Here is a 22,526-nt window from a genome sequence, read left to right as displayed (position 1 = left end):
TTTATAGAGGTGCCTTTTTTTATTTCCTATGCTATAATTTATTAAGGATGGTTTTAAAATATGACATGCTTATAAGGTGGTAATCAATCATGATAAATTTACTTGCAATTGAAATTACAGTACAAGATTTAATTGAGTTTATTGAAAGCGTAAAGGAACTGTATTCTAGTTTAGGTATTATTGCCGCCATAGGATTACCCTATGTTGAAACAATTGTTCCAATCGCTCCGTTATTTTTGATGTTATCATTTAATATCCTTAGTTATGGAATAATTTTTGGTATATTGTTCACATATATTGGGACTACTGCAGCGACGATAACAATCTTTTTATTCTTACGTTATTTCTCTTCTAAAGACAAAATAAATCCTAAGAAATATAAAAAGGTAATGAGATATTTAGATTGGATTGAAAACACCCATCCCATTCTCCATATCCTTTCGATGATGATTCCTCTAAGTCCAGCATATTTGATTAATTACTCGATGGGATTATCTAATGTTTCTTTTGGTAGATATTTATATGTAACACTGATATCTAGACTTTTGATGCTGATTTTCTGTTTACCATTTGGAATGACACTTATAACCCTTTATGAATCAGGCGAATTAGGCGGAGTTCAAGTCCTTTGGTTACTAATCTTCGGGACAATAGTAATAGCAGGAATTGTAGTAGGACAAAAGATAAACAAAAAAATTGCTTAGTTGATATATTAGTTGCATAAATATGACAAAAGTTATATAATAAATTTGAAATCGATGATAGAAGACGAGTAAGTAAATGATTCATTAAAAGAGACTTAGTGATTGCTGAAAACTAAGATGATAATTTACTGAAGCTACTTTTTAAAGAGGTACTAATTATACCCGTATAATCTGCGTTAAAGATATCAAGTGTCTATATTATATAGAAACTAAGGTGGTACCACGGATTATAATAAGTTCGTCCTTTATTTAGGACGGACTTTTTTTTATTTTAAAGGAGTGAAAATATGAAATATTTAACAACAAATGAAATTAGAAATATCTGGTTAAAATTCTTTGCTGACAAAGGTCATAATATCGAGGAAAGTGCAAGCTTAATTCCTAATAATGATCCGACTTTACTATGGATAAATGCTGGTGTTGCACCATTAAAGAAATACTTTGATGGAAGTGTGATTCCAAAAAATCCTCGTATTGTTAATGCTCAAAAATGTATTCGTACTAATGATATTGACAATGTTGGTAAAACAGCACGTCATCATACATTCTTTGAAATGCTAGGTAACTTTAGTATTGGTGATTATTTTAGAGATGAAATAATTCCTTGGGCTTTCGAACTATTAACTAGCGATAAATATTACGGTTTTGATAAAGACTTATTATATATGACAGTTTATCCAACTGATGAAGAAACATTACAAGCTTGGGTAAAAGAAGGTATAAATCCGGCACATATTATTAAAACTAATTATAACTTCTGGGAGATAGGGGAAGGACCATGTGGACCTTGCACAGAAATCTTCTTTGATCGCGGAGAAGAGTTTGGTGATTTAACGACAGACGTTATAAGAGATGATATCGAGAATGAGCGATTTATTGAAATCTGGAATATCGTGTTCTCGCAGTTTAATTCTAAACCAGGAGTAGAACGAAAAGACTATAAAGAACTACCAAATAAAAATATTGATACCGGTATGGGTCTTGAAAGAATGGCTTGTGTTTTACAAGAAGCTGAAACCAATTTTGAGACAGATACTTTTATGACTATCATTAAAGATATTGAAAAATTATCTAATGAAAAATATGACGGACAAATGTCATATAAAGTAATAAGTGATCATTTACGTACAGTTGTATTTGCAGTTAGTGATGGAGCAGTTCTTTCAAATGAAGGTAGAGGATATGTTTTAAGAAGACTATTAAGAAGAGCTATTAAACATGGTAAATCTTTAGGAATAAATAAACCATTCTTATATACACTTGTACCAACAATTATAAAAGCTATGAGTGAGTTCTATACATACCTTGAAACAACCGAGGAACTAGTCACAAAACTAATTAGAATTGAAGAAGAGAAGTTCTTTGAAACATTGGTTCAAGGTGAAAAGAAATTGGAAGAAATTATTGAAACTAACGATAAAAATGTTTTATCAGGAAAACAAGCATTTACACTATACGATACATATGGATTCCCGTTAGAATTAACAGTAGAAATGGCTGAAGAACATGACTTCACAGTTGATACTGAAGGATTTAAAAGGGAGATGGAGAAACAAAAAGAACGTGCTCGTAGCGCACGTAAAAGTTTAGTTTCTATGAAAAGCCAAAACGAAGCGTTCATTGAATTTAAAGAACAAGATTCTTTCACAGGTTATAGTACATTAGAAGAATCTACCTATGTTCTAAAAAGTTTCCCTGAAGGTGTTGTTTTGGAAAAAACACCATTCTATGCTGAAAGTGGTGGACAAGTTGCCGATAAAGGAAGCATCAAACATGGTGACAAAGTATTTATTGTTGAAGATGTTCAAAAACTACCAAATGGACAATCATTACATGTTATTAAAGATAATGATTTGAGCGATGGGGATATCATTTCAGCTATCGTTGATAAAGATAATCGTAACATGACAATGTACAATCATAGTGCTACTCATTTATTATTTGCAGCATTACGTGAAGTAATCGGCGAACATGTTTCCCAACAAGGTTCTAATGTTTCAAGCGAAGCTATGCGATTTGATTTTAATAACTATGATAATTTAGATGATGAAACATTGCTAAAAGTAGAAAAAATCGTAAACGATAAAATAAACAAAAACATTAAAGTAAACGTTACAGAACAGACAATAGAAAAAGCAAAACAAATGGGGGCAATCGCTGAATTTGGTGAAAAATATGCTGACAAAGTGCGTGTTGTTAATATGGATTACACTATCGATTTATGTGGTGGAACTCATGTTAGTAATACCGGTCTAATCGAAAGATTTGCTATTGCTAGTATTGAAAGTAAAGGTAGTGGTATTTACCGTATTAGCGGTCATGCTAATAATGCTGTAGAAAACATTAAAAATCAATTTACTGGGTTCCATAAAGAAATGGATAAGCTTATGGATAAAGTTAATAAAATCCTAAGTGATGCTAATATAAAAGGAATTAAATTATCATTTAATTTTACAAGAAACGAAGAAATTATTGGTAGTTATCAAGACATTATTAATAAACGTATAGAATTCCAATTGCTCGGAGATAAAGCAAGAGAGTTAGATAAAGAATACAAAGAAGCTCTTCGAAGTCAAACACTATCAAATTTAGATGATATGTTAAAAACTGCAGTTGATAATAAACTAGTAATACGAGTTGAAGGTGTAGATAAGAATAGTTTGAAACCACTTGCGGATAGGTTATTAGATAAACTACCAAATGGTTTTGTCTTTATCGCAAACGTTTCAAACAACAAAGTAACATTCATTGCTAAAAGTGCAAACAAAGAAATCCATGCTGGTAATATCGCAAAAGCAGCTGCTATTGTTACAGGCGGTAACGGTGGAGGCCGTCCTGATATGGCTCAAGCTGGTGGGAAAGATACTTCTAAAATTGAAGAAGCACTTCTAAAAGTGAAAGAGTTGATAATGTGAAAAAACTAGGACTAGATTTAGGAGATAGGTCTTTAGGGATTGCTGTAAGCGATGATTTAAACTGGTTAGCTAGACCAATCGAAACATTAAAATTTGAGGATAAAGACTTTGATAATGCATTAAAATACACACTATCCTTAGTAAATGAGCACAAAATTGATACAATAGTATTAGGACTACCAAAAAACATGGATGGTACTGAAGGTATTCAAGCAAAGACTTGTCGGACCTTTAAAGATAGTATTTTAGAAAATATCAATATAAAAGTCATCTTATGGGACGAAAGACTAACTTCCAAAATGGCTTCGAATATGATGATAGATCAGAAATTAAAAAGAAAGAAAAGAAAGCAATCAATTGATGCTATGGCTGCTGTAATTATCCTTCAAGGATATTTAGACAGTTTAAAATAAGGAGGAATAAATATGAACGAGAAAACAATTATCGTCACAGACGAAAACGGAAACAACACAGAATATGAAATAATACTTACATTTGATAGTCCTGATACAGGAAAAAAATATGTAATCTATAAATTACCTAATGAAGATGAAGAGGTAATGGCGGCTATTTACGAAGAGGAAAATGAAGGTGAAGGTTCTTTAACTGAAATTACTTCTGAAGATGAATTCCAAATGATTCAAGATATCTTAGATTCATTTACGGAAGAAGAGTAAAAAGTGCCTAAGGCATACTTAAATAACATCAATAAAAAAGAAACTAATCCTGTATTAGTTTCTTTAAGAAGTTATGCTGAAGAATTTAATGTCCCAGTTATTAATGAAGAAGGAATTAAATTTATCAACCAAGTCATTAAATTAAAAGGAATTAAAACCATTCTAGAAATAGGAACCGCAATAGGTTATAGTTCGATTAATATGGCTTTAAATAATGATGTAGAAATTACCACCATCGAACGAGATGAAGGTATGTTTAACATTGCTAAAGAAAATATTTTTGATAATAATCTAGAAAATAGAATTACCCAGATTTTCAATGATGCTTTAGAAGTAGATGAATCAACTCTTGGTTCGTATGATCTAATCTTTATCGATGCCGCAAAAGCACAAAGCATTAAGTTCTTTGATAAATACAAAAAGAACTTGACTAAAAACGGAGTAATTATTACTGATAATTTACTTTTTCATGAACTAGTAGTTGCAGAAATAAGAGAACGTAATTTAAAACAACTAGTTGCTAAAATCGATAGATTTAATAAGTTTGTTGTTGAACAAGACGATTTTGACACATATATATATCACCTTGGTGATGGTATGAGTTTGAGTATAAAAAAGGATTGATACGTATGAAATTAGCAGTAACGCCGTTTCACACAAATAACATTAATAAGTTAGCTAACAAAGGTGCTGATGTTTTCATTTTAGGAAATGATAAATATGCTAATCGCTTAGTTACTTCTTTCAGTGAATTTGAAATCAAACAAGCTAATGAAATAATTAAATCTTTGAATAAAGAGATAATTATCTCAATGAACTTAATTATACACAATAGTGATATCACTGACATTCTAGAATTTTTAGACATAATTAAAGAGTTGAATGTTGATGGAATTATCTTCGGTGATTTAGGTTTATATAATATAGCTAAAAAGAAGCAATTAGAGCACTTGCTAATTTATAACCCTGAAACACTAAATACTAATTTCTACGATAAAACTTTTTGGACTAGAAAACGTATCAAGGGAATTATTATTTCAAAAGAGATTACCTTACATGATATCAATGAAATTGGTATAGACCGAAATATAGATATTGGTTTAGTCGGACATGGACACCTAAATATGTTTCATTCAAGAAGACCACTTATTTCTAATTTCTTTAAATTTAATAATGAGGAATCAAAAGATTATGTAAAAAACCGTAATCTACGATTAATTGAAGAACTTAGAGATGAAGCATATCCTGTCTTCCAAGATGAACATGGTACTCACATTTTTAGAGAAAAACCAATGGAATCATACAACGAAATAAACGAACTAAGTAAATCACTAGATTTGTTTATTATTGATGGAATTTTTAAAGACATGGATTACCTATTAGAAACGACAAAAAACTATTCAGATATCCTAAAAGGAAATAGCCAAGAAATAGCCAAAGAAATAAGCAATAAATACAAAGAAAATCATGACAGTGGGTTTTTATACAAAAAAACTGTCTATGATAAATACTAGGAGGCCTATATATGAAAAAACCAGAATTACTAGCGCCTGCTGGTAACTTAGAAAAATTAAAAATAGCTATAATATATGGCGCAGATGCTGTATTTATTGGTGGTAAAAAGTTCAGTTTAAGAGCTCGAGCTTCGAACTTTGAAATTAAAGATATAAAAGAAGCTTGTGATTTTGCTCATAAGTACAATAGGAAAATCTATGTAACGACTAATATTCTCCCTCACAATGACAATATTGACGGTTTAGTAGATTATCTCAAAGAATTAGAAAAAGTAGGTGTCGATGCAATTATTTGTGCTTCACCGGTTATCATTGAAACAGCTAAGGAACATACTGATTTAGAAGTTCATATCTCAACTCAAACGTCACTAACAAATTATGAAAGTGTTAATTTTTGGTATGAGGAAGGCGTAAAACGTGTTGTTTTAGCCCGTGAACTCGATAAAGAAGAAATCAAAGAATTAAGAGAAAATACAAAATGCGATTTAGAAGTGTTTATTCACGGTGGAATGTGTGTATCTTATTCCGGTCGTTGTACTTTGTCTAATAATATGACAGATCGTGATGCTAATAGAGGTGGTTGTGCTCATTCATGTCGTTGGAATTATGATCTATATGACGGGGAAGAAAAACTTAATGATGATATGGCATTCTCAATGAGTTCTAAAGACTTGCAAACCGTAAAACATATTTCAGATTTAATTGATATTGGGGTGGATTCACTAAAAATTGAAGGACGCATGAAATCAATTCATTATATTGCTACAGTCGTTAGCACATATAGAAGACTGATCGATAGTATATGTGAAGAACACGAAATTGATTTGCCAAAATACTTAATGGAAATTAAAAAAGCAGAAAATCGGTTAACCTCTCATGGCTTTATGGAAGGTATGACGACCATAAATGAGCAATTGTATAATATGCGAAGCGAAATCCCAACTCAGGAGTTTATTGGCTTAGTCAGAGACTTTGATGAGGAAAATTTTATCGCTACAATTGAGCAAAGGAACTACTTTGTGCCAGGTGATGAAGTAGAAGTTTTTAGTCCTAATATTGAACCATTAAAATTTAAAGTTGAAGAAATAAAGGATGAAGAGGATAAAGTTTTAGATGCCGCAAGACATCCAAAACAAATCTTGAAAATATTTATTCCTTTCAAAGTTTCAAAATATGATATGATTCGCAAAATTAAACCCTAGATTACTTGCAAAAAAATAATATTAATATATAATATATTTAGGAATTACAACAAGACTAAACAACAAGGAGTTTTTAACTCCTTTTGTTAAAGAAAAGGTGAGAATATGAAAAAACCAGTTATCATCGCAGTTGCCGGAGGGAGTGCCTCAGGAAAGACAACAGTTACTGATAAAATTGTTGCTAGTTTTGAAAAAGAAAATGTAACTGTTATTAAGCATGACGATTACTACAAAGACCAATCAGAAATGTCTATGGAGGAACGTGTTAAAGCAAATTATGATCACCCGTTCAGTTTAGATAATGATTTAATGTTTAAACATATTTTAAAATTGGTTAGAGGTAATGATATTGTTAAACCTTTATATGATTTTGAAAATCATACAAGAAGTAATAAAACAGAAGTAATCAAACCAACAGAAATCATCATATTAGAAGGAATTCTTATTCTAGAAGATGATAGAATAAGAGACTTATGTGATATTAAGTTATTCGTTGAAGCCGATGATGATTTAAGATTCATAAGACGTTTAATTCGTGATATGGAATCACGTGGGAGAACTATGGAAAGTGTTATTAAACAGTACTTAAACACTGTTAAACCTATGCACTTTGCATTCGTTAAACCGACCAAAAGATATGCTGATGTAATTATCCCAAATGATAAACATCATGATGTCGCAGTTGATTTAATTATCACCAAAATAAAATCTATCATTTCAAATGAAAATATAGTATAATAACATATTGTAGTGGAGGTAAACTATGGAAAAAACGTATAAATTAACCAAACAGGGTCTTTTAGATTTACAAAATGAAATTGAAAGACTTAAAACAGAAGACAGAGCAAGAAACTTAGAAGCTTTAAAAGATGCACGTGCTCAAGGAGATTTATCAGAGAATGCAGATTATGATGCAGCTCGTGATGAACAAGCACAAATTGAAGCTAGAATTAAAGAGATTGAAGGAATTTTAAAAGATTACGAAATCATTAAAGAAGATCATACTAATAAGGTTAATATTGGTAAAACAGTAGTAATTAAAGTTGGTGAGTTCGAAGAACAAGAATACACTATAGTTGGTTCTTTAGAAGCGGATCCTCTAAATAATAAGATCTCAAATGAATCACCAATCGGTAAGGGAATTATCGGAAGCAAAAAAGGTAAAACTGTTACTGTGAAAACAGAAACAGGAAGAGAAGTAAAAGTAAAAATAGTTGACGTTAAATAAGAGTGTATTTTACATTCTTATTTTCATTTTAGGAGGCTAATTATGATTGGTATTATCGGAGCAATGGATATTGAACTAGAAACCATTAAAAAGGAAGTCACAAATCTAACTGAAGAAGCGAGAGGTATAAGAACATTTTATACTGGAACGATTGAAGGTAAGCAAGTCGTGATTGTTTTAGCGGGAATTGGTAAAGTAAATGCAGCAATAACAACTTCCAAATTACTAGAAGAATATGATGTTGATTACGTTATTAATATTGGAGTTGCTGGAGGACAGAATGGTGTTACTCATAAAGATATAGTAATTTCAACCGAAGTACTATATCACGATGTTGATGTAACTTCTTTTGGTAGTAGATATGTTCATGGACAAGTACCAGGAATGGATGCTACTTTTAAAGCAGACAAAACACTTATATCTAAAACAATAAAAGTTCTAGAAAATGCAAATATTGCATATCATTTAGGTAAAGTTGCATCAGGTGACCAATTTGTAACATCTAAAGAAACTATCGCAAAAGTTAATGAACTTTATAATGATATTCTAGCAATTGAAATGGAAGCTTGTGCGATAGCACATACTGCTTCTATATACAAAATACCATTTATAATATATAGATCAATAAGTGACGTATTAGATGATGAAACTCAAGGTGAAGACTTTGATAAATTTGTTGAAGAAGCAAGTATCAAAGCTAGTGTAGTATTACGAGAGTTAATCAAGGAGTTATAATGAAGTATATATCATTGCTAAATACTGAAATACCCTACAAAATAGCCAAAAAGAAGAACAAGAACACATACTTTTACTTCAAAAGAGAAGGTTATATCCAAATTAATCTATCTAAATATCAAAGTGAAAGAGATGCGGTTAAATATATCAAGGAAAACAGTTTTAGGTTTATCAATAAACTTAAAAATTCAACAAAGTCAATTGATGAAGATGATTCATTATTCAAATTACTAGGTGAGAATTACAAAGTAGTATTGAATGATGTGGAAGTGATTCAAATAGATGAAGAAAAGAACACTATTGATTTACCGACCACTGATATCAAAGATGAAGTTATTAAACAATTCTATAAAATGAAAATGATGGATGTAATTTATTATCTTCATAGCAAATATCAGAATAATAAATACATCGATTTATCTAATATTAAATATAAAACACGATATACAAATACCAGACATGGTAGTTGTAATGCTACAAAGAAAACCATAAATTTGAACTTACATTTAATCAAATATGAACTGAAGTATATAGAGTATGTCTATTTACACGAAATAGCTCATTTAATACATCAAAATCACAGTAGTAAGTACTACCAATTGTTAGAGAAAATATGTCCAAATTTTAAGCAATTAAGATTTGAATTAAAAAGAATATATAGGTGATATTATGTTTTTACCAATATCAAAAGAAGACTTATTAGAAAGAAATATTGAACAATTAGATTTTATCTTAATTAGTGGTGATGCTTATATCGATCATCCCTCTTTTGGTATCGCCATAATTTCAAGACTATTAGAGTCGTATGGATATTCAGTTGGGATTATCGCTCAACCAAATATGAATGATAAAGAGGAGTTTAAAAAATTAGGAACTCCACGACTTGGTTTCTTAGTGTCTAGTGGTAATATTGATTCTATGGTAAATCATTATTCAGTTGCGAAAAGACGTCGTACTAAAGATCAATATAGTCCTAACGGAGAGATGGGTCTAAGACCTGACTACGCAACAATTAAATATTCTTCTACAGTACGAGAATTGTTCCCAGATAGTGCAATTATTATTGGTGGTATTGAAGCTTCTTTAAGAAGAATGGCGCACTACGATTACTGGAGTAATAAAGTTAGAAAAAGTATTCTTATTGACAGTAAAGCAGACTTGCTAATTTATGGGATGAGTGAATTAAGTATCATTGAAGTCGCTGATTACCTAAATAGTGGTTTGGATATTAAAGATATTATCTTTATTAAAGGTACTGTTTTTAGAACAAAGAATCCACAATATATTCCTGAAGATGCAATTGAATTACCATCTTACGATGAGATTTTGAACAGTAAAAAAGTCTATGCTAAAAGTTTCAATATTAAATATCAAAATGTTGACCACATTAGTGCAAAACCATTACTTGAAAGATATCGTAATCATAATGTAGTTCAGAATCCCCCAAATCATCCATTAACAAAAGATGAAATGGATGCCATATATAATCTCCCATATGAAAGAGATTATCACCCGGTTTATAAAAAACTTGGTCACATCCCAGCGATAAATGAAGTGAAATTCTCGATTATTGCTAATAGAGGTTGTTACGGAGGATGTAGTTTCTGTGCTTTAACTTATCATCAAGGAAGAATTATTCAATCACGTTCAAAAGAATCGATAGTTAATGAAGCTAGAATCATTACTAATTATGAGGATTTCAAAGGATATATCCATGACATCGGAGGTCCTACAGCTAACTTCTATGATGTAGCTTGTAATAAACAAAAAACTAAAGGTATCTGTTTAGATAAGCAATGTTTAGAAGATAAACCTTGTCCGTTATTAAAAGTTACTCACAATAATTATTTAGAAATCTTAAGAGAAGTTCGTAGCTTAGACAAAGTTAAAAAAGTCTTTGTTAGAAGTGGAATAAGATATGATTACTTGTTGTATGATAAAGATGAAACATTCTTTCATGAGTTAGTGAAACATCATATTTCTGGGCAACTGAAAGTGGCTCCAGAACACATTAGTGACGATGTATTAGAAAAAATGAACAAACCAAAAAGAGAACTTTATGATAAGTTTGTAAAAAGATACTATGAAATCAACAAGAAATATGACAAAAATCAGTTTTTAGTACCTTACTTAATGTCTAGCCACCCTGGTAGTACAATTAAAGATGCAGTGGAACTAGCTCTTTATATCAAAGGTTTAGGTTATTATCCTGAACAAGTCCAAGACTTCTACCCAACTCCGGGTACTTTATCAACATGTATGTATTATACAGGTTTGGATCCAAGAACAATGGAACCTGTTTATATTCCAAGATCCAAAGAAGATAAGGCAATGCAAAGAGCTTTAATTCAATTTCGTAATCCTAAAAACTACAATTTAGTACTTAAAGCTTTAAAATTAGCTAAAAGAGAAGATTTAATTGGGTTTGATAAACATTGTTTAATCAAACCAAGACGCTAATTAAACTTAGACAACTAGATAACATTTTAGTATAATAAGATTAATTGATGGAGGTATAAAAATGTTGCATTTATTTCTAAAAACTAAAAGATTTATTCCAAGTGAATTTCATAATTCATTTTTTGAGATAGATTTTAAAGGTTTATATAAAAAAGGGTATCGAACAATCCTTAGTGATTTAGATAATACATTGATTTCATATGATGAGCAACTACCGACAAATGAAATTAATCTAAAGTTTAAAGAACTACAAGAAATTGGATTTGAACTAATCTTAATTTCTAATAATATCCCAAGTCGTGTTGATAAGTTTACCGAAAAAACTAATATTAAAGGGTTTGCCAACGCAAGAAAACCTTTACTAGTTGGTATAAACAAAGCAATTAGTAGTGCTATTGTTAAAGACTTAGATCGAACTATCTTAGTTGGAGATCAATTAATGACAGATATATGGGCAGCTAATCGTGTTAACGTTTATAGCGTTTTAGTAAATCCATTAAAAAAGAAAACAGAGAAATGGTATACCAAAATAAACCGAAAAACCGAGCAAAGAATGTTAGGAAAAATTAAAAAGCATTACCCAAATAAATATAACGACTTAAAACTAGATTTGAGGAAATAATATGGAAGAATTACGCTGCATTGGCTGCGGGAGTGTTATCCAAACAGAGAATCAAAAACAAGCTGGATACGTCCCTAAAAGCAAATTAACTGAAGAATCCGAAGACATTGTATGTCGTCGTTGTTTTAGATTGAAAAACTATAATGAGATTATCCCTACAGAGATTACTGAAGAAGATTTTTATCATATTATAAGTGAAATAGGTAATAGTAATTCACTTGTTGTAAAGATAATTGATATCTTTGATATTGAAGGTTCGATGATTCCTCAAATAGCTAAATTAACAAATAATAATGATTTAATTATTATTGCTAATAAAACTGATTTGTTACCTAAAAGTATTAAGGAAGCAAAATTGTTACACCACTTAAGAAAGATAGTTAGTGACAATAACTTAAAACCACTGGATATTTTCTTAATGAGTGCCTTGAAATATAAAAATATTGATAAAATTATTAATGAAATAATGGAATATGCAGAAGATAGAGATATCTATATAGTAGGTGCAACAAATGTTGGTAAATCAACATTTATTAATACAATATTAAAAGCGTATGCTGATGCACCAAAGGACATTATTACTGTTAGTCAAACCGCAGGAACTACTCTTGATGTAATTAAGATACCAATTGGTGATAACCACATAATTGACACACCGGGTATCATCAATCATAATCAAATTACGCATTATATTGATCAAAATGCAGTAAAAATTATTACCCCTAAAAAAGAAATTAAAACGAGAGTTTATCAAATAGAATCAAATCAAACTTTATTCTTTGGTGGACTGGCTCGTGTTGATTATATAAAAGGTGAGAAAACGCCATTCGTATGCTACTTTAGTCAAGCTTTAAATATTCATAGAACAAAGTTAGAAAAAGCTGATGAACTACAGAAAAATCATCTTGGTGATTTATTAAAGCCTGTTTTTGAAAACGAAACAGATGAATTGGTACCACATACATTTAACGTTAATCCAAGATATAAATCAGATATTGTAATTCCAGGTCTAGGTTTTATAACTGTGAAAGGAAATGTCACAGTTAAAGTCTATGTTCATAAAGCTTTAACCCCTTATATCAGGGAGGCTCTTATATGACAAGTAAGGATTTACTGAGTGAAATACAAACCGTATATAAAAATAAACCTAACCGCCTAAAACATGTTTTAGGTGTTAGAGATACCGCAGTTAAACTAGGTGAGATTCATCATCTGGATCTTGAAAAACTAGAAACAGCTGCATTACTTCATGATATTACAAAGTATTATCCAAAAGAAAAGAACATCGAACTTATTCATGAGCATTTTGATAATGCTGATGAAATAGTAAAGGAGTTCAACGAACACATATTGCATGCATTTAGTGCATATGTTGTCGCTAAAGAAGTGTATAATATCAAAGATACAGATGTTTTAGATGCAATTAAATATCATACTATTGGAAGAAAAGATATGACAATGTATGAGAAAATCATCTTTATCAGTGATTATATAGAACCAAATAGAACTTACGATTCTTGTGTTAAAGTACGAGAGATTGCATTTGAAAATATTGATTTAGCTGTCTATACAGCAATTGATGATTCAATTATCTTTTATGAAAATACAGGGGGACAAGTTCCCAAAAGTGCCTACTTAGCTAGAGACTTTTATTACAACATATTAGGAGGAAAAGTATGAAAAAAATTGAAGTAGTTGTTGAAGCATTAGAAAGTGTTAACTTAAGCGATATTGAAATATACGATATGAGAGAGAAATCACCATTTTTTGATTATTTAGTTATTTCAAGTGCAACAAGTGATCGTCAACTTCAAGCAGCTATTAGCCATATCACAGATGATTTAGCTAAACACAACTTCCCACATCCAAGAGTTGAAGGGAAGAACTCAAATTCATGGGTTTTAATTGATACAAAAGATATCGTAGTTAATGTCTTTACCAAAGAAGAAAGAGAATACTATGATTTAGAGAAAATGCTTGTTGAAATTAGAAAAGTTGAGATGAATGAAATAAAATGATTTATGAAAAATTCGCTTCATATTATGATCAATTCGTTGATTATGAATTAAACGATATCTACTATGAAATGATAACTAAATACTATACTGAAGGAACTGCAATTGACATAGGTACTGGAACTGCACCATTAGCAATTAAATTAGCTGAAAACAACTTCACAGTAACTGGGACAGATATCTCTTCACCAATGCTTGAAAGAGCCTATAATAACGCAGTTATCGCAGGAGTACACTTAAATCTGTATATTCACAATATCCTTGATCCAATTAATATGTCTTATGATGTATTTACTATGACAAGTGACGTTGTGAACTACTTATCTAATGAGCAAGAGACATTACGAGCATTCGAAAACATTAGTTCAGCAATGAACGATAATAGTATTTTTGCATTTGATTTCTTAACACCACAACATATGAATAAAGTGCATAATTACAAAGAAGACATTTTACTTGAAGACGATTTACTTGAATGGCATGTAGCTAAAACAAATGTACCAAATCAAATTAAGCATTCCCTGAAATTTGGAAAGATAACTGAAACACATTTTCAAACTACTTTTCCACTTAAAAAATATAAAGAACTGCTTAATAAAGCCAATCTATTCATTCAAAAGAAGCGAAAAACAGATGAAAGAATTATCCTTTTATGTAAAAAAAGATAATTCTTTTTTATATACAATCAGTATAAAATAAAAAAGGACTTTCGTCCTTTTATTTATTGTTTTGCTTCGTAAGTATCCATCAAATTTAAATACAAATATCCATATCCAACAACGATAAGTGGTATTACATAGAATGTACCAACAAATGTGAAAATAAGTAATAACCATAAGATATAGGTGAATGGGAAAATGAGAATTTTAAAATAATTACCTCTAGTTATTTTAAAACTTAACTCAAATGCATCGAAAAGACTAATTTTCTTATCTATTATTATAAAGGGTACCATTTGTAGTCTGATTGTAAATAACCAAAATATTACAATTAGTAAAGCAGACAACCTAATTGATTGGATAAATCTCGGTATGATATCTGAATTAGTTAAATAAACCCTTATTGCATGGGGATCAACCATAATAGATACTTGAGTAAATAGTTCTCGTATCACAGGGAAAACAGGAATAAGAGCAACTACAAATATTAAAGCAACTATAACTCTTAAGAATATGAAGTTATAAAAACCTTTATCTAAATGAAAGAAATTATTGAAAGTTAAATCGTTTTTACCTCTAACGTGTTGTATTAGGAGTTTGAAAGCGAGATAAGTAGCGAATATATTGAATAACATCTCTATAGTGAAGTCGGCGTAAAACTCAACTATGTCAGGTAGAAACTTTGTTATTTGGCCAAGAAGTATATTAATAGCATTCATGATGAAAAATGGAACAAATACTATTATGAAGGCATCTCCAAAGTGATTGTTCACACGTGTTTTAGATTCTTTTTTGATTTCTCGAATTGATTTACTCATAAAACACTTCCTATACTAATTTTCTACTATATTTTACCACTCAATGGGTAAAATTGAAAGTAATAACACACTTACATTAGTACTATATATTTGAGGTGGTATAAATGAAAGAGTTTATTAAGAAATATTATATCTATATTGCAGTTGTTGTGATTGTATTAATATCGGTTGTATTATCACTCGATTTCGAAAAGGAACCAAATATAATTGTCCCAATCACCGAAAATGAACAGGTAGTAAATAAGTCGTACATATATATCGATATTAAAGGTTCTGTATTAAACCCTGGAGTATATAAGGTAGAGGCTGGAACCAGATTATTCCAATTAATCAACCTATCAGGTGGTTTTACAGAGGAAGCTGATCATGCAGTGGTGAATCAAAGTGTTTTATTGTATGATGAAATGTATATTTACATACCTAATATTAGTGAGGATTACACAGGAAATATCTATGTTAATAATGAAAATAGTAATGGCGTAGTCAATCTAAATACTGCATCAAAAAGCACCTTAGAAACACTACCAGGAATAGGACCGTCTACAGCTCAAAGTATCATTGACTATCGTGACAATATTAGCTCATTTAATAGTATAGAAGATATAATGAATGTACCTGGTATTGGAGAAGCAACATTTAATGAGATTAAAACACTTATTACCGTATAGATATAGGATTGTTTACATTGGGATTTCATTAGTTATAACAATACTGATTATAAGTAACTATTGGTATAGTGTGCTAGCTGTATTCTATGCCATTTACGTCTATAATAACCATAAAGACATTCTATTATCCATACTTGTAGTGTCTGTTGTATTCGTTGCTATATACAGTTATCATGGAAGGTATCGATTAGAAAATAGTGCTCAACTTGTAGTGGAAGTTATAGAGGTAAAGCAAGGAGATGATTTCACATCATTTATTGGAAAGGTTGATGGACAATTAGTCAACATATACTTGAGTGATAAAGCTGAAATGCGACCTGGTGACATATATGGTGTTAAGGGCGAACTTCTAATCCCGAATGAGCAAACTGTCCCTGGAAACTTCAATTATAAGGAATATCTACTATCAAAAGGAATAAAGTACCAGTTATTTGCTGATGATTATGAATACTTGGATCATAGATTCAATATAGGTGTTATTAGTTTTAACTTAGCGAATTATATAGATAGTAATATACCTTTATCAAAAAGCTATGTAAAAACATTTGTTTTAGCTGATAAAAGTGAATTTGACCAGTATCTTAGAGAGGATATAAACTACTTGGGAATTAGTCACCTATTTGCTGTTAGTGGACTTCATGTAGGAATACTAGTATTGGTGCTTAGAAAGATAATGAAGTCAATGAGATTCTCGCAAGGTAAATCAGATGTATTTATTACGATTTTGTTGTTGCTTTATATGATAGTTACTTCGTTCACACCAAGTGTGGTACGAGCATCGTTGGTATTTGTGTTATTGATCTTGAATGAAAAAATGAAAATGAAGTTAAGTAATATTGATATTCTTTCATTTGTTTTCATTTTGCTCATATTTCTAAATCCTTACTATTTTATGAATCCTGGTTTTGTACTTTCGTTTCTTGTAACTTTTTTTCTCTTGATGAGTTTGGATATATTACGAAATTTTTCAGGAGTAAAATTATTTTTTACAGTCGGATTTATATCATTTTTGAGTACAATTCCCATAATATTGTCGCTAAATCATCAAATTAACTTGTTTACTCTGATATTTAACATATTCTTCTTAATAGGTATGACATATATACTTTTACCATTATCATATATAACATTCATTTTTCCATTGTTTGACTCGCTACTAAATGTCTTTATTAAAGCGTACAATGCGTTGATTTCATATTCAACGAATATTGATAATTTTATCCTAAAAGGAACTTTTATTTCAATTTGGGAAGTTATGATTTACTATATAATCGTTGTTTCCTATATGCAATATTTCACTCATAAAAGGCATAGAATCAAGTTTTTGGTATTACTTAGTTTTTTTAGTTTATTGTTTATGAATTCAAATCTATTTCATTTTGAGAAGAAAGTTGCCTTCTTAGATGTAAGAGGAGATGCTACAGTCATAACTGATAATTTTAATCGATGTAACATTTTAATCGACACTGGTGAGAGGGATCAATACGATTCTGTTGTTAATTATCTGTATAACAATAATATTAAGACTTTAGACTATTTAATTATTTCGCACTTCCATAGTGATCACTATGGAGAAATGCAAGACATTATTGACAATTTTAGAGTGAAAAATATAATCACTCCAAACAATATTGAAATGTACTCAGGTAGGTCTTTAACGTGTGGTTCGATTGACTTGTTTGCATATGATTTATCAGGTCTAAATCAAAATGAGAATAATAACTCTATAGTCATCAGTGTTTTTATAGATGATAGACATTACTTGTTTACCGGAGATGCCGAAAAGGAAAGAGAATTGGAGTTCATAGATTTATATAATATAAATGTAGATTATTTGAAAGTCGCTCACCATGGTTCAAGTACGAGTAGTTCTATTGAATTTCTTGATTTAGTAAAACCTGAAGAAGTATTTATTATGGTTTATAGATACAATAAATTTGAACATCCTGATTTCTTTGTTATTAATCGTTATGAGAAAAGGAATATAACAGTACACAGAACCGATTTGCATGGTACAATTGAAGTTGAATATTTATTTGGTTTTGAGAGAAAAAACTATAACAAGCCATAGGTTATTATGCTATAATATTTAATGAGGTGAAACCTATGAACGATAGTGTTTTTTTATTCTTTGGGAATGATTCTTATATCATCAAATCAAAGACAAATAAATTAATAGCAAAACATCATATTGATGATTTTAATGTAACGTCTTATGATATGGAAGAGAGAAATATAGAAGATGCAATAAATGATGCATCTACGATCCCTTTTATGTCAGACAAAAAGGCTGTTATTATTAAAAATGCCTACTTTTTGAGTAATCAAAAAAAACCAAGAAAAGAAATTAAACACAATATGGATGCATTCAATCGATACTTGGAGTCGCCTGTTAGTGATACTCTGTTTATAATTCATGCACCTTATGATAAATTAGATGAACGTAAAGCAATTACTAAATTCTTAAAATCTCATAGTACTGTTGAAGATTGTAAACCATTAAAAGATCAAGATACTAGAAGTTGGATTAAAAGACAATTAGGTAAGAACAATATAGCAATCGACCCAGAAGCGGTAAATGAACTGCTAAAAAGAGTAGAAAATAACACAGAAGTATTAGTAAATGAAACACAAAAACTAATCTTATACGCAGAAGGAACACGTAAAGTAGATATAGATATAATAAAAAGAGTTACCACGAAGAACGTTGAAGACAACGTTTACGAGATAACTAATTTGCTGTTAGATAATAATCGTGGTAAAGCATTGGAAGTTTATAATGACCTTATAATGCATAGTGAAGATCCATTAAGAATACTAGGAATCTTAGCTACTAAATACCGTGAAATCCTTCATACTAAATTACTAATTAAAGAAGGTAGAGATAAAGCAGCAATAGCTAAATACTTTAACGCTACCAGTGGTAGAGCATACTATATAATGAAAAATGCTCGTGGAGTAAGTACTGATTTAGTTATAAAGTATCTAAAGACATTGGAAGATATGGACTATAAAATTAAAACTGGCCAAATCGATAAAAAAATCGGTTTAGAATTATTCATTTTAGGTAAATAAAAAAAGACAATTTAAATTGTCTTTTTATTTTATTGTTATAACGTACCTACTGATTTAGCAAGTCTTGATTTTTGTCTAGCGACATAGTTCTTATGATTGATACCTTTTGTTACAGATTTATCTAATCTCTTGAATGCGTCAGCCAATGCAACTGTAGCAGCTTCTTTGTTATTTTCAGCTATTGCAGTTTCAACATTTTTTAATGCAGTTTTTAAACTAGATTTTAAACTTGCGTTTCTTAATCTTCGTTTTTCATTTGTTAGATTACGTTTCATTTGTCCTTTAATATTAGCCATTTATGTCACCTCCATTTAACAAGCATAGTAATTGTATCAAAACAAAAACAAAAAAGCAACTATAATTTACTATTAATTAATAAATATAAGCTTTGTTCAAACTTTATGTCCATTTCCTTCGTTCTTTTCCTCGGACCTTTCATTTTCTTATGCTTTCTAAGTTTTTGATTAGTAGCTCTTTGGGTTAGTAATGACATAATATTATCATCGTTATAAATCAATCCATTTTGATTAATAGGATAAGCGCGTTTACTAAGTGCCATAGTAGCTACACCGTAATCCTGCGTAACGACAATATCACCTTTAAACGATTTATTAATCAAAGCATAATCAACACTGTCTGCTCCTTTATCAAGGATATAGACAGTACTATAACCATCTTTATAAACGTGAGAATTATCAAAAAACATATGAACTTCAAGTTCATACTTTTTTGCTAGTTTAATAATTATTTCTTTTACAGGACATGCGTCCGCATCTACCATTATTCTCATGTTATCACCAATATGTATATTACCATATCTTTCTTAGTTTGCTAAAGTAATTAATGTGAAAATTATATCTGTTATGAATATTACAAATATAGTATAGAATAAAACATTACTAACCCTCTCGATATGACGAGAAATTAAAGGATGAATATATTTTATGACCAGATAACTTAATATCCCAAAAATTGTTGTTGGATAAATACAAACATACTGAATACTACAAGGGAATGTATCACTGTAGTCCCATAAGTGGATACCATATAAATACTCAAAACCAAATCCAGTAATAGCTTCTACAAGTCCTGTAGCTAAAATAGCAACAGCAATAAAGATGATCTCTTTATAAATGTCCTTAATCCCCTTTATTTTACGGTATACATTCTCAAAAAAGATAATAGTTAATAATAGTCCAAAACCATATAACGGTTGATAGGGGCCAATTAAGACGCTATTGTCATACCAATCACCTAAAAAGATCATATTAATGATTCTTTCTAAAATAAACCCCGCAACACTGTATGCAATTAAATACATAAAATAACGTTTAAAAATATAATAATATTTATTTTTGAAGTTATTATTCATTGTAATCACTTCCTAATATCTATTATAGAACTAATAAACTGTTTTCTCAATAATTAACAATATGATTGTATTAACTATTTTTACATGTTATTGTAATAAAAGCGAAATATTTGCTATACTTTTAATAGGTGGTGATTTCTATGAATTTAATTATGGGTGATTATAATACTCTAACAGTCTTAAGAGAAACAGAATTTGCATATATGTTAGGTAATGAAGAAACAGAAATATTCCTTCATAAGAAACAAATAACAAGAGAATTAGAAGATGGAGAAAACGTTGAAGTTTTCCTTTATTATGATAATCAAAAAAGAATAACAGCGACAATGACAAAACCAATAGTAGATTTAGATAATCCAGGGTTTTTAGATGTTGTTGACGTTAACCACCGTTTAGGGATATTCCTGAATATGGGATTAATCAAAGACTTATTACTATCAAGAGATGATTTGCCATTTATTAGAAATGAATGGCCGCAAAAAGGCGATAGATTATTTGTCAGATTAAGAGTTTCTAAAAACCAATTAACTGCTAAATTTGTCCCTAGATTTGATATCAACAAATATCTAAAAGCGACAGAAGACTTAGAAGTAGGAAAAGAATATGTAGCGTTCAATGTCTATAAAACTGAAGAAGGTAACATCTTCTTTACAGAAGAAGGACATAGTATTTACGTCTACTTTAAACATATGAGAAAAGAATACCGTTTAGGTGAAAAAGAAACAATAAAAGTTTCAATAGATAAAGGGAATTACCAATATAGTGGAACTATCAATAAGCAAAAAGAAATTATCATTAGTGCTGATGCACTAATCATTAAGAAGTATTTAGAAGAGAATGATGGGGTTATGGAATATACAGATAAATCAAGTAGTGATGATATTAGTATTGTCTTCCATATGAGTAAAAGCGCCTTTAAAAGAGCTTTAGGTTCTCTATATAAACAAGGACTAGTATTACTAGAAAAAGACAAAACATCTTTAGTAAATATTGATAAATAAAATATCTTAATATATAATGATATAGGACAAAAATTTTATAGTAGGTGAAATTATGGGACGTAAGTTTGAAGTGAGAAAAGCCGCAATGGCTAAAACAATGTTAAAGAAAAGTAGATTATATTCAAGATATGGTAAAGAAATCTACATGAGTGCTAAACAAGGTGGATCTAATCCAGATGCAAACTTAGCATTAAAACATTTAATTGATAAGGCTAAAAAAGATCAAGTACCAACAGACGTAATTAAACGTAATGTTCAAAAAGCTGAAAAAGGAATTGGTGAAGATTATACACCAATTCGTTATGAAGGATTTGGACCTAATGGTGTTTCATTTATTGTTGATACTCTAACAGATAATGTAAATAGAACAGTAAGTGAAGTTAAAAATTGTTTTACTAAATCAAATGGTAATCTTGGTGTTAGTGGATGTGTAGAACATGGATATAAACATTTAAGTTATATCAATGTTAAAGGTTTGGACGAAGAAGAAGTCTTAGAAACATTACTAATGGCTGATTTAGATGTCTTAGACTTATCTGAAGAAGAAGGCGTTGTTGAAGTTGAAGCTGATGGATATGAATTAACTAAAATCCAATCAACTTTAGAAGAAGCAGGTGCTGAAATCGTTGATACTGAACAAGGTTGGTATCCAATTGATTCAATAAAAATTGATGAAGAAACAAGAAAACAATTCGATAAATTTATGGACATGGTTAACGAAGTTGAAGATGTTCAAGAAGTATATCATAACGTTGATTTAGAAGTAGAATAAAAAAGAGCTTTTTTGCTCTTTTTTTATTTCCTTTGACATTAGTACGATACCGTAGTAATATTAGTACGACGTCGAACTATTGGAGGATT

General features: G+C 30.0%; 26 protein-coding genes and 1 other annotated feature. Of the genes, 22 read left to right on the top strand and 4 right to left on the bottom strand.

Features of this window, described 5'->3' with window-relative positions:
* The first annotated feature begins 89 nt into the window (after nucleotides 1-89).
* The 17 genes from KQ51_RS08185 to KQ51_RS08105 all read left to right on the top strand — a co-directional run bounded on the left by KQ51_RS08185 (nucleotide 90) and on the right by KQ51_RS08105 (nucleotide 14,740).
* Nucleotides 90-704: a TVP38/TMEM64 family protein gene (locus KQ51_RS08185; RefSeq protein WP_038471089.1), complete on the top strand. Its 615-nt coding sequence runs from the start codon at nucleotides 90-92 to the stop codon at nucleotides 702-704.
* Nucleotides 705-749: 45 nt separating this feature from the next.
* Nucleotides 750-953 (top strand) — a binding site (T-box leader).
* A 38-nt stretch (nucleotides 954-991) separates the two neighbouring features.
* The gene (gene alaS / locus KQ51_RS08180; RefSeq protein WP_038471087.1) at nucleotides 992-3,619 is read left to right on the top strand and encodes an alanine--tRNA ligase; all 2,628 of its coding nucleotides are present in this window, start codon (nucleotides 992-994) and stop codon (nucleotides 3,617-3,619) included.
* The gene (ruvX, locus tag KQ51_RS08175; protein WP_038471085.1) at nucleotides 3,616-4,032 is read left to right on the top strand and encodes a Holliday junction resolvase RuvX; all 417 of its coding nucleotides are present in this window, start codon (nucleotides 3,616-3,618) and stop codon (nucleotides 4,030-4,032) included. Before alaS ends, ruvX begins: the two co-directional genes overlap by 4 nt.
* 12 nt (nucleotides 4,033-4,044) lie before the next feature.
* Nucleotides 4,045-4,296: a DUF1292 domain-containing protein gene (locus tag KQ51_RS08170; protein ID WP_038471083.1), complete on the top strand. Its 252-nt coding sequence runs from the start codon at nucleotides 4,045-4,047 to the stop codon at nucleotides 4,294-4,296.
* A 3-nt stretch (nucleotides 4,297-4,299) separates the two neighbouring features.
* A complete protein-coding gene (locus KQ51_RS08165; RefSeq protein ID WP_052609393.1) occupies nucleotides 4,300-4,920 on the top strand; it encodes an O-methyltransferase in 621 nt (206 codons plus the stop codon).
* 5 nt (nucleotides 4,921-4,925) lie between these two features.
* Nucleotides 4,926-5,810, top strand: coding sequence for a peptidase U32 family protein (locus tag KQ51_RS08160; protein ID WP_038471081.1), 885 nt, complete (start codon nucleotides 4,926-4,928; stop codon nucleotides 5,808-5,810).
* 11 nt (nucleotides 5,811-5,821) lie between these two features.
* Nucleotides 5,822-7,012: a peptidase U32 family protein gene (locus KQ51_RS08155; protein WP_052609392.1), complete on the top strand. Its 1,191-nt coding sequence runs from the start codon at nucleotides 5,822-5,824 to the stop codon at nucleotides 7,010-7,012.
* 105 nt (nucleotides 7,013-7,117) lie between these two features.
* Entirely contained in the window at nucleotides 7,118-7,750 is a 633-nt protein-coding gene (gene udk / locus KQ51_RS08150; protein ID WP_038471077.1) for a uridine kinase, read from the top strand.
* Between the two features lie 25 nt (nucleotides 7,751-7,775).
* On the top strand, nucleotides 7,776-8,240 hold the full coding sequence (gene greA, locus KQ51_RS08145; RefSeq protein WP_038471075.1) for a transcription elongation factor GreA: 465 nt from the start codon (nucleotides 7,776-7,778) through the stop codon (nucleotides 8,238-8,240).
* A gap of 42 nt (nucleotides 8,241-8,282) precedes the next feature.
* Nucleotides 8,283-8,975: a 5'-methylthioadenosine/adenosylhomocysteine nucleosidase gene (locus tag KQ51_RS08140; RefSeq protein WP_038471073.1), complete on the top strand. Its 693-nt coding sequence runs from the start codon at nucleotides 8,283-8,285 to the stop codon at nucleotides 8,973-8,975.
* Entirely contained in the window at nucleotides 8,975-9,640 is a 666-nt protein-coding gene (locus tag KQ51_RS09535; protein ID WP_052609390.1) for a M48 family metallopeptidase, read from the top strand. Before KQ51_RS08140 ends, KQ51_RS09535 begins: the two co-directional genes overlap by 1 nt.
* Nucleotides 9,641-9,644: 4 nt before the next feature.
* Entirely contained in the window at nucleotides 9,645-11,435 is a 1,791-nt protein-coding gene (locus tag KQ51_RS08130; protein WP_038472017.1) for a YgiQ family radical SAM protein, read from the top strand.
* Nucleotides 11,436-11,496: 61 nt separating this feature from the next.
* Nucleotides 11,497-12,057: a YqeG family HAD IIIA-type phosphatase gene (locus KQ51_RS08125; protein WP_052609388.1), complete on the top strand. Its 561-nt coding sequence runs from the start codon at nucleotides 11,497-11,499 to the stop codon at nucleotides 12,055-12,057.
* Between the two features lies 1 nt (nucleotide 12,058).
* A complete protein-coding gene (gene yqeH, locus KQ51_RS08120) occupies nucleotides 12,059-13,156 on the top strand; it encodes a ribosome biogenesis GTPase YqeH (RefSeq protein ID WP_038471071.1) in 1,098 nt (365 codons plus the stop codon).
* Nucleotides 13,153-13,737, top strand: a complete 585-nt coding sequence (gene yqeK, locus KQ51_RS08115) for a bis(5'-nucleosyl)-tetraphosphatase (symmetrical) YqeK (RefSeq protein ID WP_052609386.1) — start codon at nucleotides 13,153-13,155, stop codon at nucleotides 13,735-13,737. Before yqeH ends, yqeK begins: the two co-directional genes overlap by 4 nt.
* Nucleotides 13,734-14,075, top strand: a complete 342-nt coding sequence (rsfS, locus tag KQ51_RS08110; RefSeq protein ID WP_038471069.1) for a ribosome silencing factor — start codon at nucleotides 13,734-13,736, stop codon at nucleotides 14,073-14,075. Before yqeK ends, rsfS begins: the two co-directional genes overlap by 4 nt.
* The gene (locus tag KQ51_RS08105; protein WP_038471067.1) at nucleotides 14,072-14,740 is read left to right on the top strand and encodes a class I SAM-dependent DNA methyltransferase; all 669 of its coding nucleotides are present in this window, start codon (nucleotides 14,072-14,074) and stop codon (nucleotides 14,738-14,740) included. Before rsfS ends, KQ51_RS08105 begins: the two co-directional genes overlap by 4 nt.
* A 53-nt stretch (nucleotides 14,741-14,793) precedes the next feature.
* Here the strand turns inward: KQ51_RS08105 and KQ51_RS08100 are convergent, their stop codons facing one another.
* Complete coding sequence (locus tag KQ51_RS08100) at nucleotides 14,794-15,549, bottom strand: DUF975 family protein (protein ID WP_038471065.1); 756 nt, start codon at nucleotides 15,547-15,549, stop codon at nucleotides 14,794-14,796.
* 104 nt (nucleotides 15,550-15,653) lie between these two features.
* Here KQ51_RS08100 and KQ51_RS08095 point away from each other — a divergent pair, with 104 nt between their 5' ends.
* From KQ51_RS08095 to holA, 3 genes are read left to right on the top strand one after another with little or no spacing between them, the layout of a single operon-like run.
* Nucleotides 15,654-16,217 (top strand): helix-hairpin-helix domain-containing protein, encoded by a 564-nt coding sequence (locus tag KQ51_RS08095; protein WP_038471063.1) that lies wholly within the window; start codon nucleotides 15,654-15,656, stop codon nucleotides 16,215-16,217.
* Nucleotides 16,189-18,288 carry a DNA internalization-related competence protein ComEC/Rec2 gene (locus KQ51_RS08090; protein WP_038471061.1) on the top strand — a complete coding sequence of 700 codons (2,100 nt, stop codon included), beginning with the start codon at nucleotides 16,189-16,191 and terminating at the stop codon, nucleotides 18,286-18,288. Before KQ51_RS08095 ends, KQ51_RS08090 begins: the two co-directional genes overlap by 29 nt.
* Before the next feature lie 35 nt (nucleotides 18,289-18,323).
* Complete coding sequence (gene holA, locus KQ51_RS08085) at nucleotides 18,324-19,292, top strand: DNA polymerase III subunit delta (protein WP_038471059.1); 969 nt, start codon at nucleotides 18,324-18,326, stop codon at nucleotides 19,290-19,292.
* Between the two features lie 35 nt (nucleotides 19,293-19,327).
* On the opposite strand, the gene rpsT is transcribed toward holA, so the two are convergent.
* The 3 genes from rpsT to KQ51_RS08070 are packed head-to-tail and all read right to left on the bottom strand — an operon-like array spanning nucleotide 19,328 to nucleotide 20,664.
* Nucleotides 19,328-19,588: a 30S ribosomal protein S20 gene (gene rpsT / locus KQ51_RS08080; protein ID WP_038471057.1), complete on the bottom strand. Its 261-nt coding sequence runs from the start codon at nucleotides 19,586-19,588 to the stop codon at nucleotides 19,328-19,330.
* Between the two features lie 59 nt (nucleotides 19,589-19,647).
* Nucleotides 19,648-20,082, bottom strand: coding sequence for a YaiI/YqxD family protein (locus tag KQ51_RS08075; protein WP_038471054.1), 435 nt, complete (start codon nucleotides 20,080-20,082; stop codon nucleotides 19,648-19,650).
* Between the two features lie 33 nt (nucleotides 20,083-20,115).
* The gene (locus KQ51_RS08070; protein ID WP_038471053.1) at nucleotides 20,116-20,664 is read right to left on the bottom strand and encodes a putative ABC transporter permease; all 549 of its coding nucleotides are present in this window, start codon (nucleotides 20,662-20,664) and stop codon (nucleotides 20,116-20,118) included.
* A gap of 140 nt (nucleotides 20,665-20,804) precedes the next feature.
* On the opposite strand from KQ51_RS08070, the gene KQ51_RS08065 reads away from it, so the two are divergent.
* Complete coding sequence (locus KQ51_RS08065) at nucleotides 20,805-21,665, top strand: CvfB family protein (RefSeq protein WP_052609384.1); 861 nt, start codon at nucleotides 20,805-20,807, stop codon at nucleotides 21,663-21,665.
* 52 nt (nucleotides 21,666-21,717) lie between these two features.
* The gene (locus KQ51_RS08060) at nucleotides 21,718-22,437 is read left to right on the top strand and encodes a YebC/PmpR family DNA-binding transcriptional regulator (protein WP_038471051.1); all 720 of its coding nucleotides are present in this window, start codon (nucleotides 21,718-21,720) and stop codon (nucleotides 22,435-22,437) included.
* The last annotated feature ends 89 nt before the right edge of the window (nucleotides 22,438-22,526 follow it).

This window comes from Candidatus Izimaplasma bacterium HR1, from assembly GCA_000755705.1.
Taxonomy (GTDB): domain Bacteria; phylum Bacillota_I; class Bacilli_A; order Izemoplasmatales; family Izemoplasmataceae; genus Xianfuyuplasma.
This window is presented reverse-complemented; position numbering and strand designations above follow the sequence as displayed.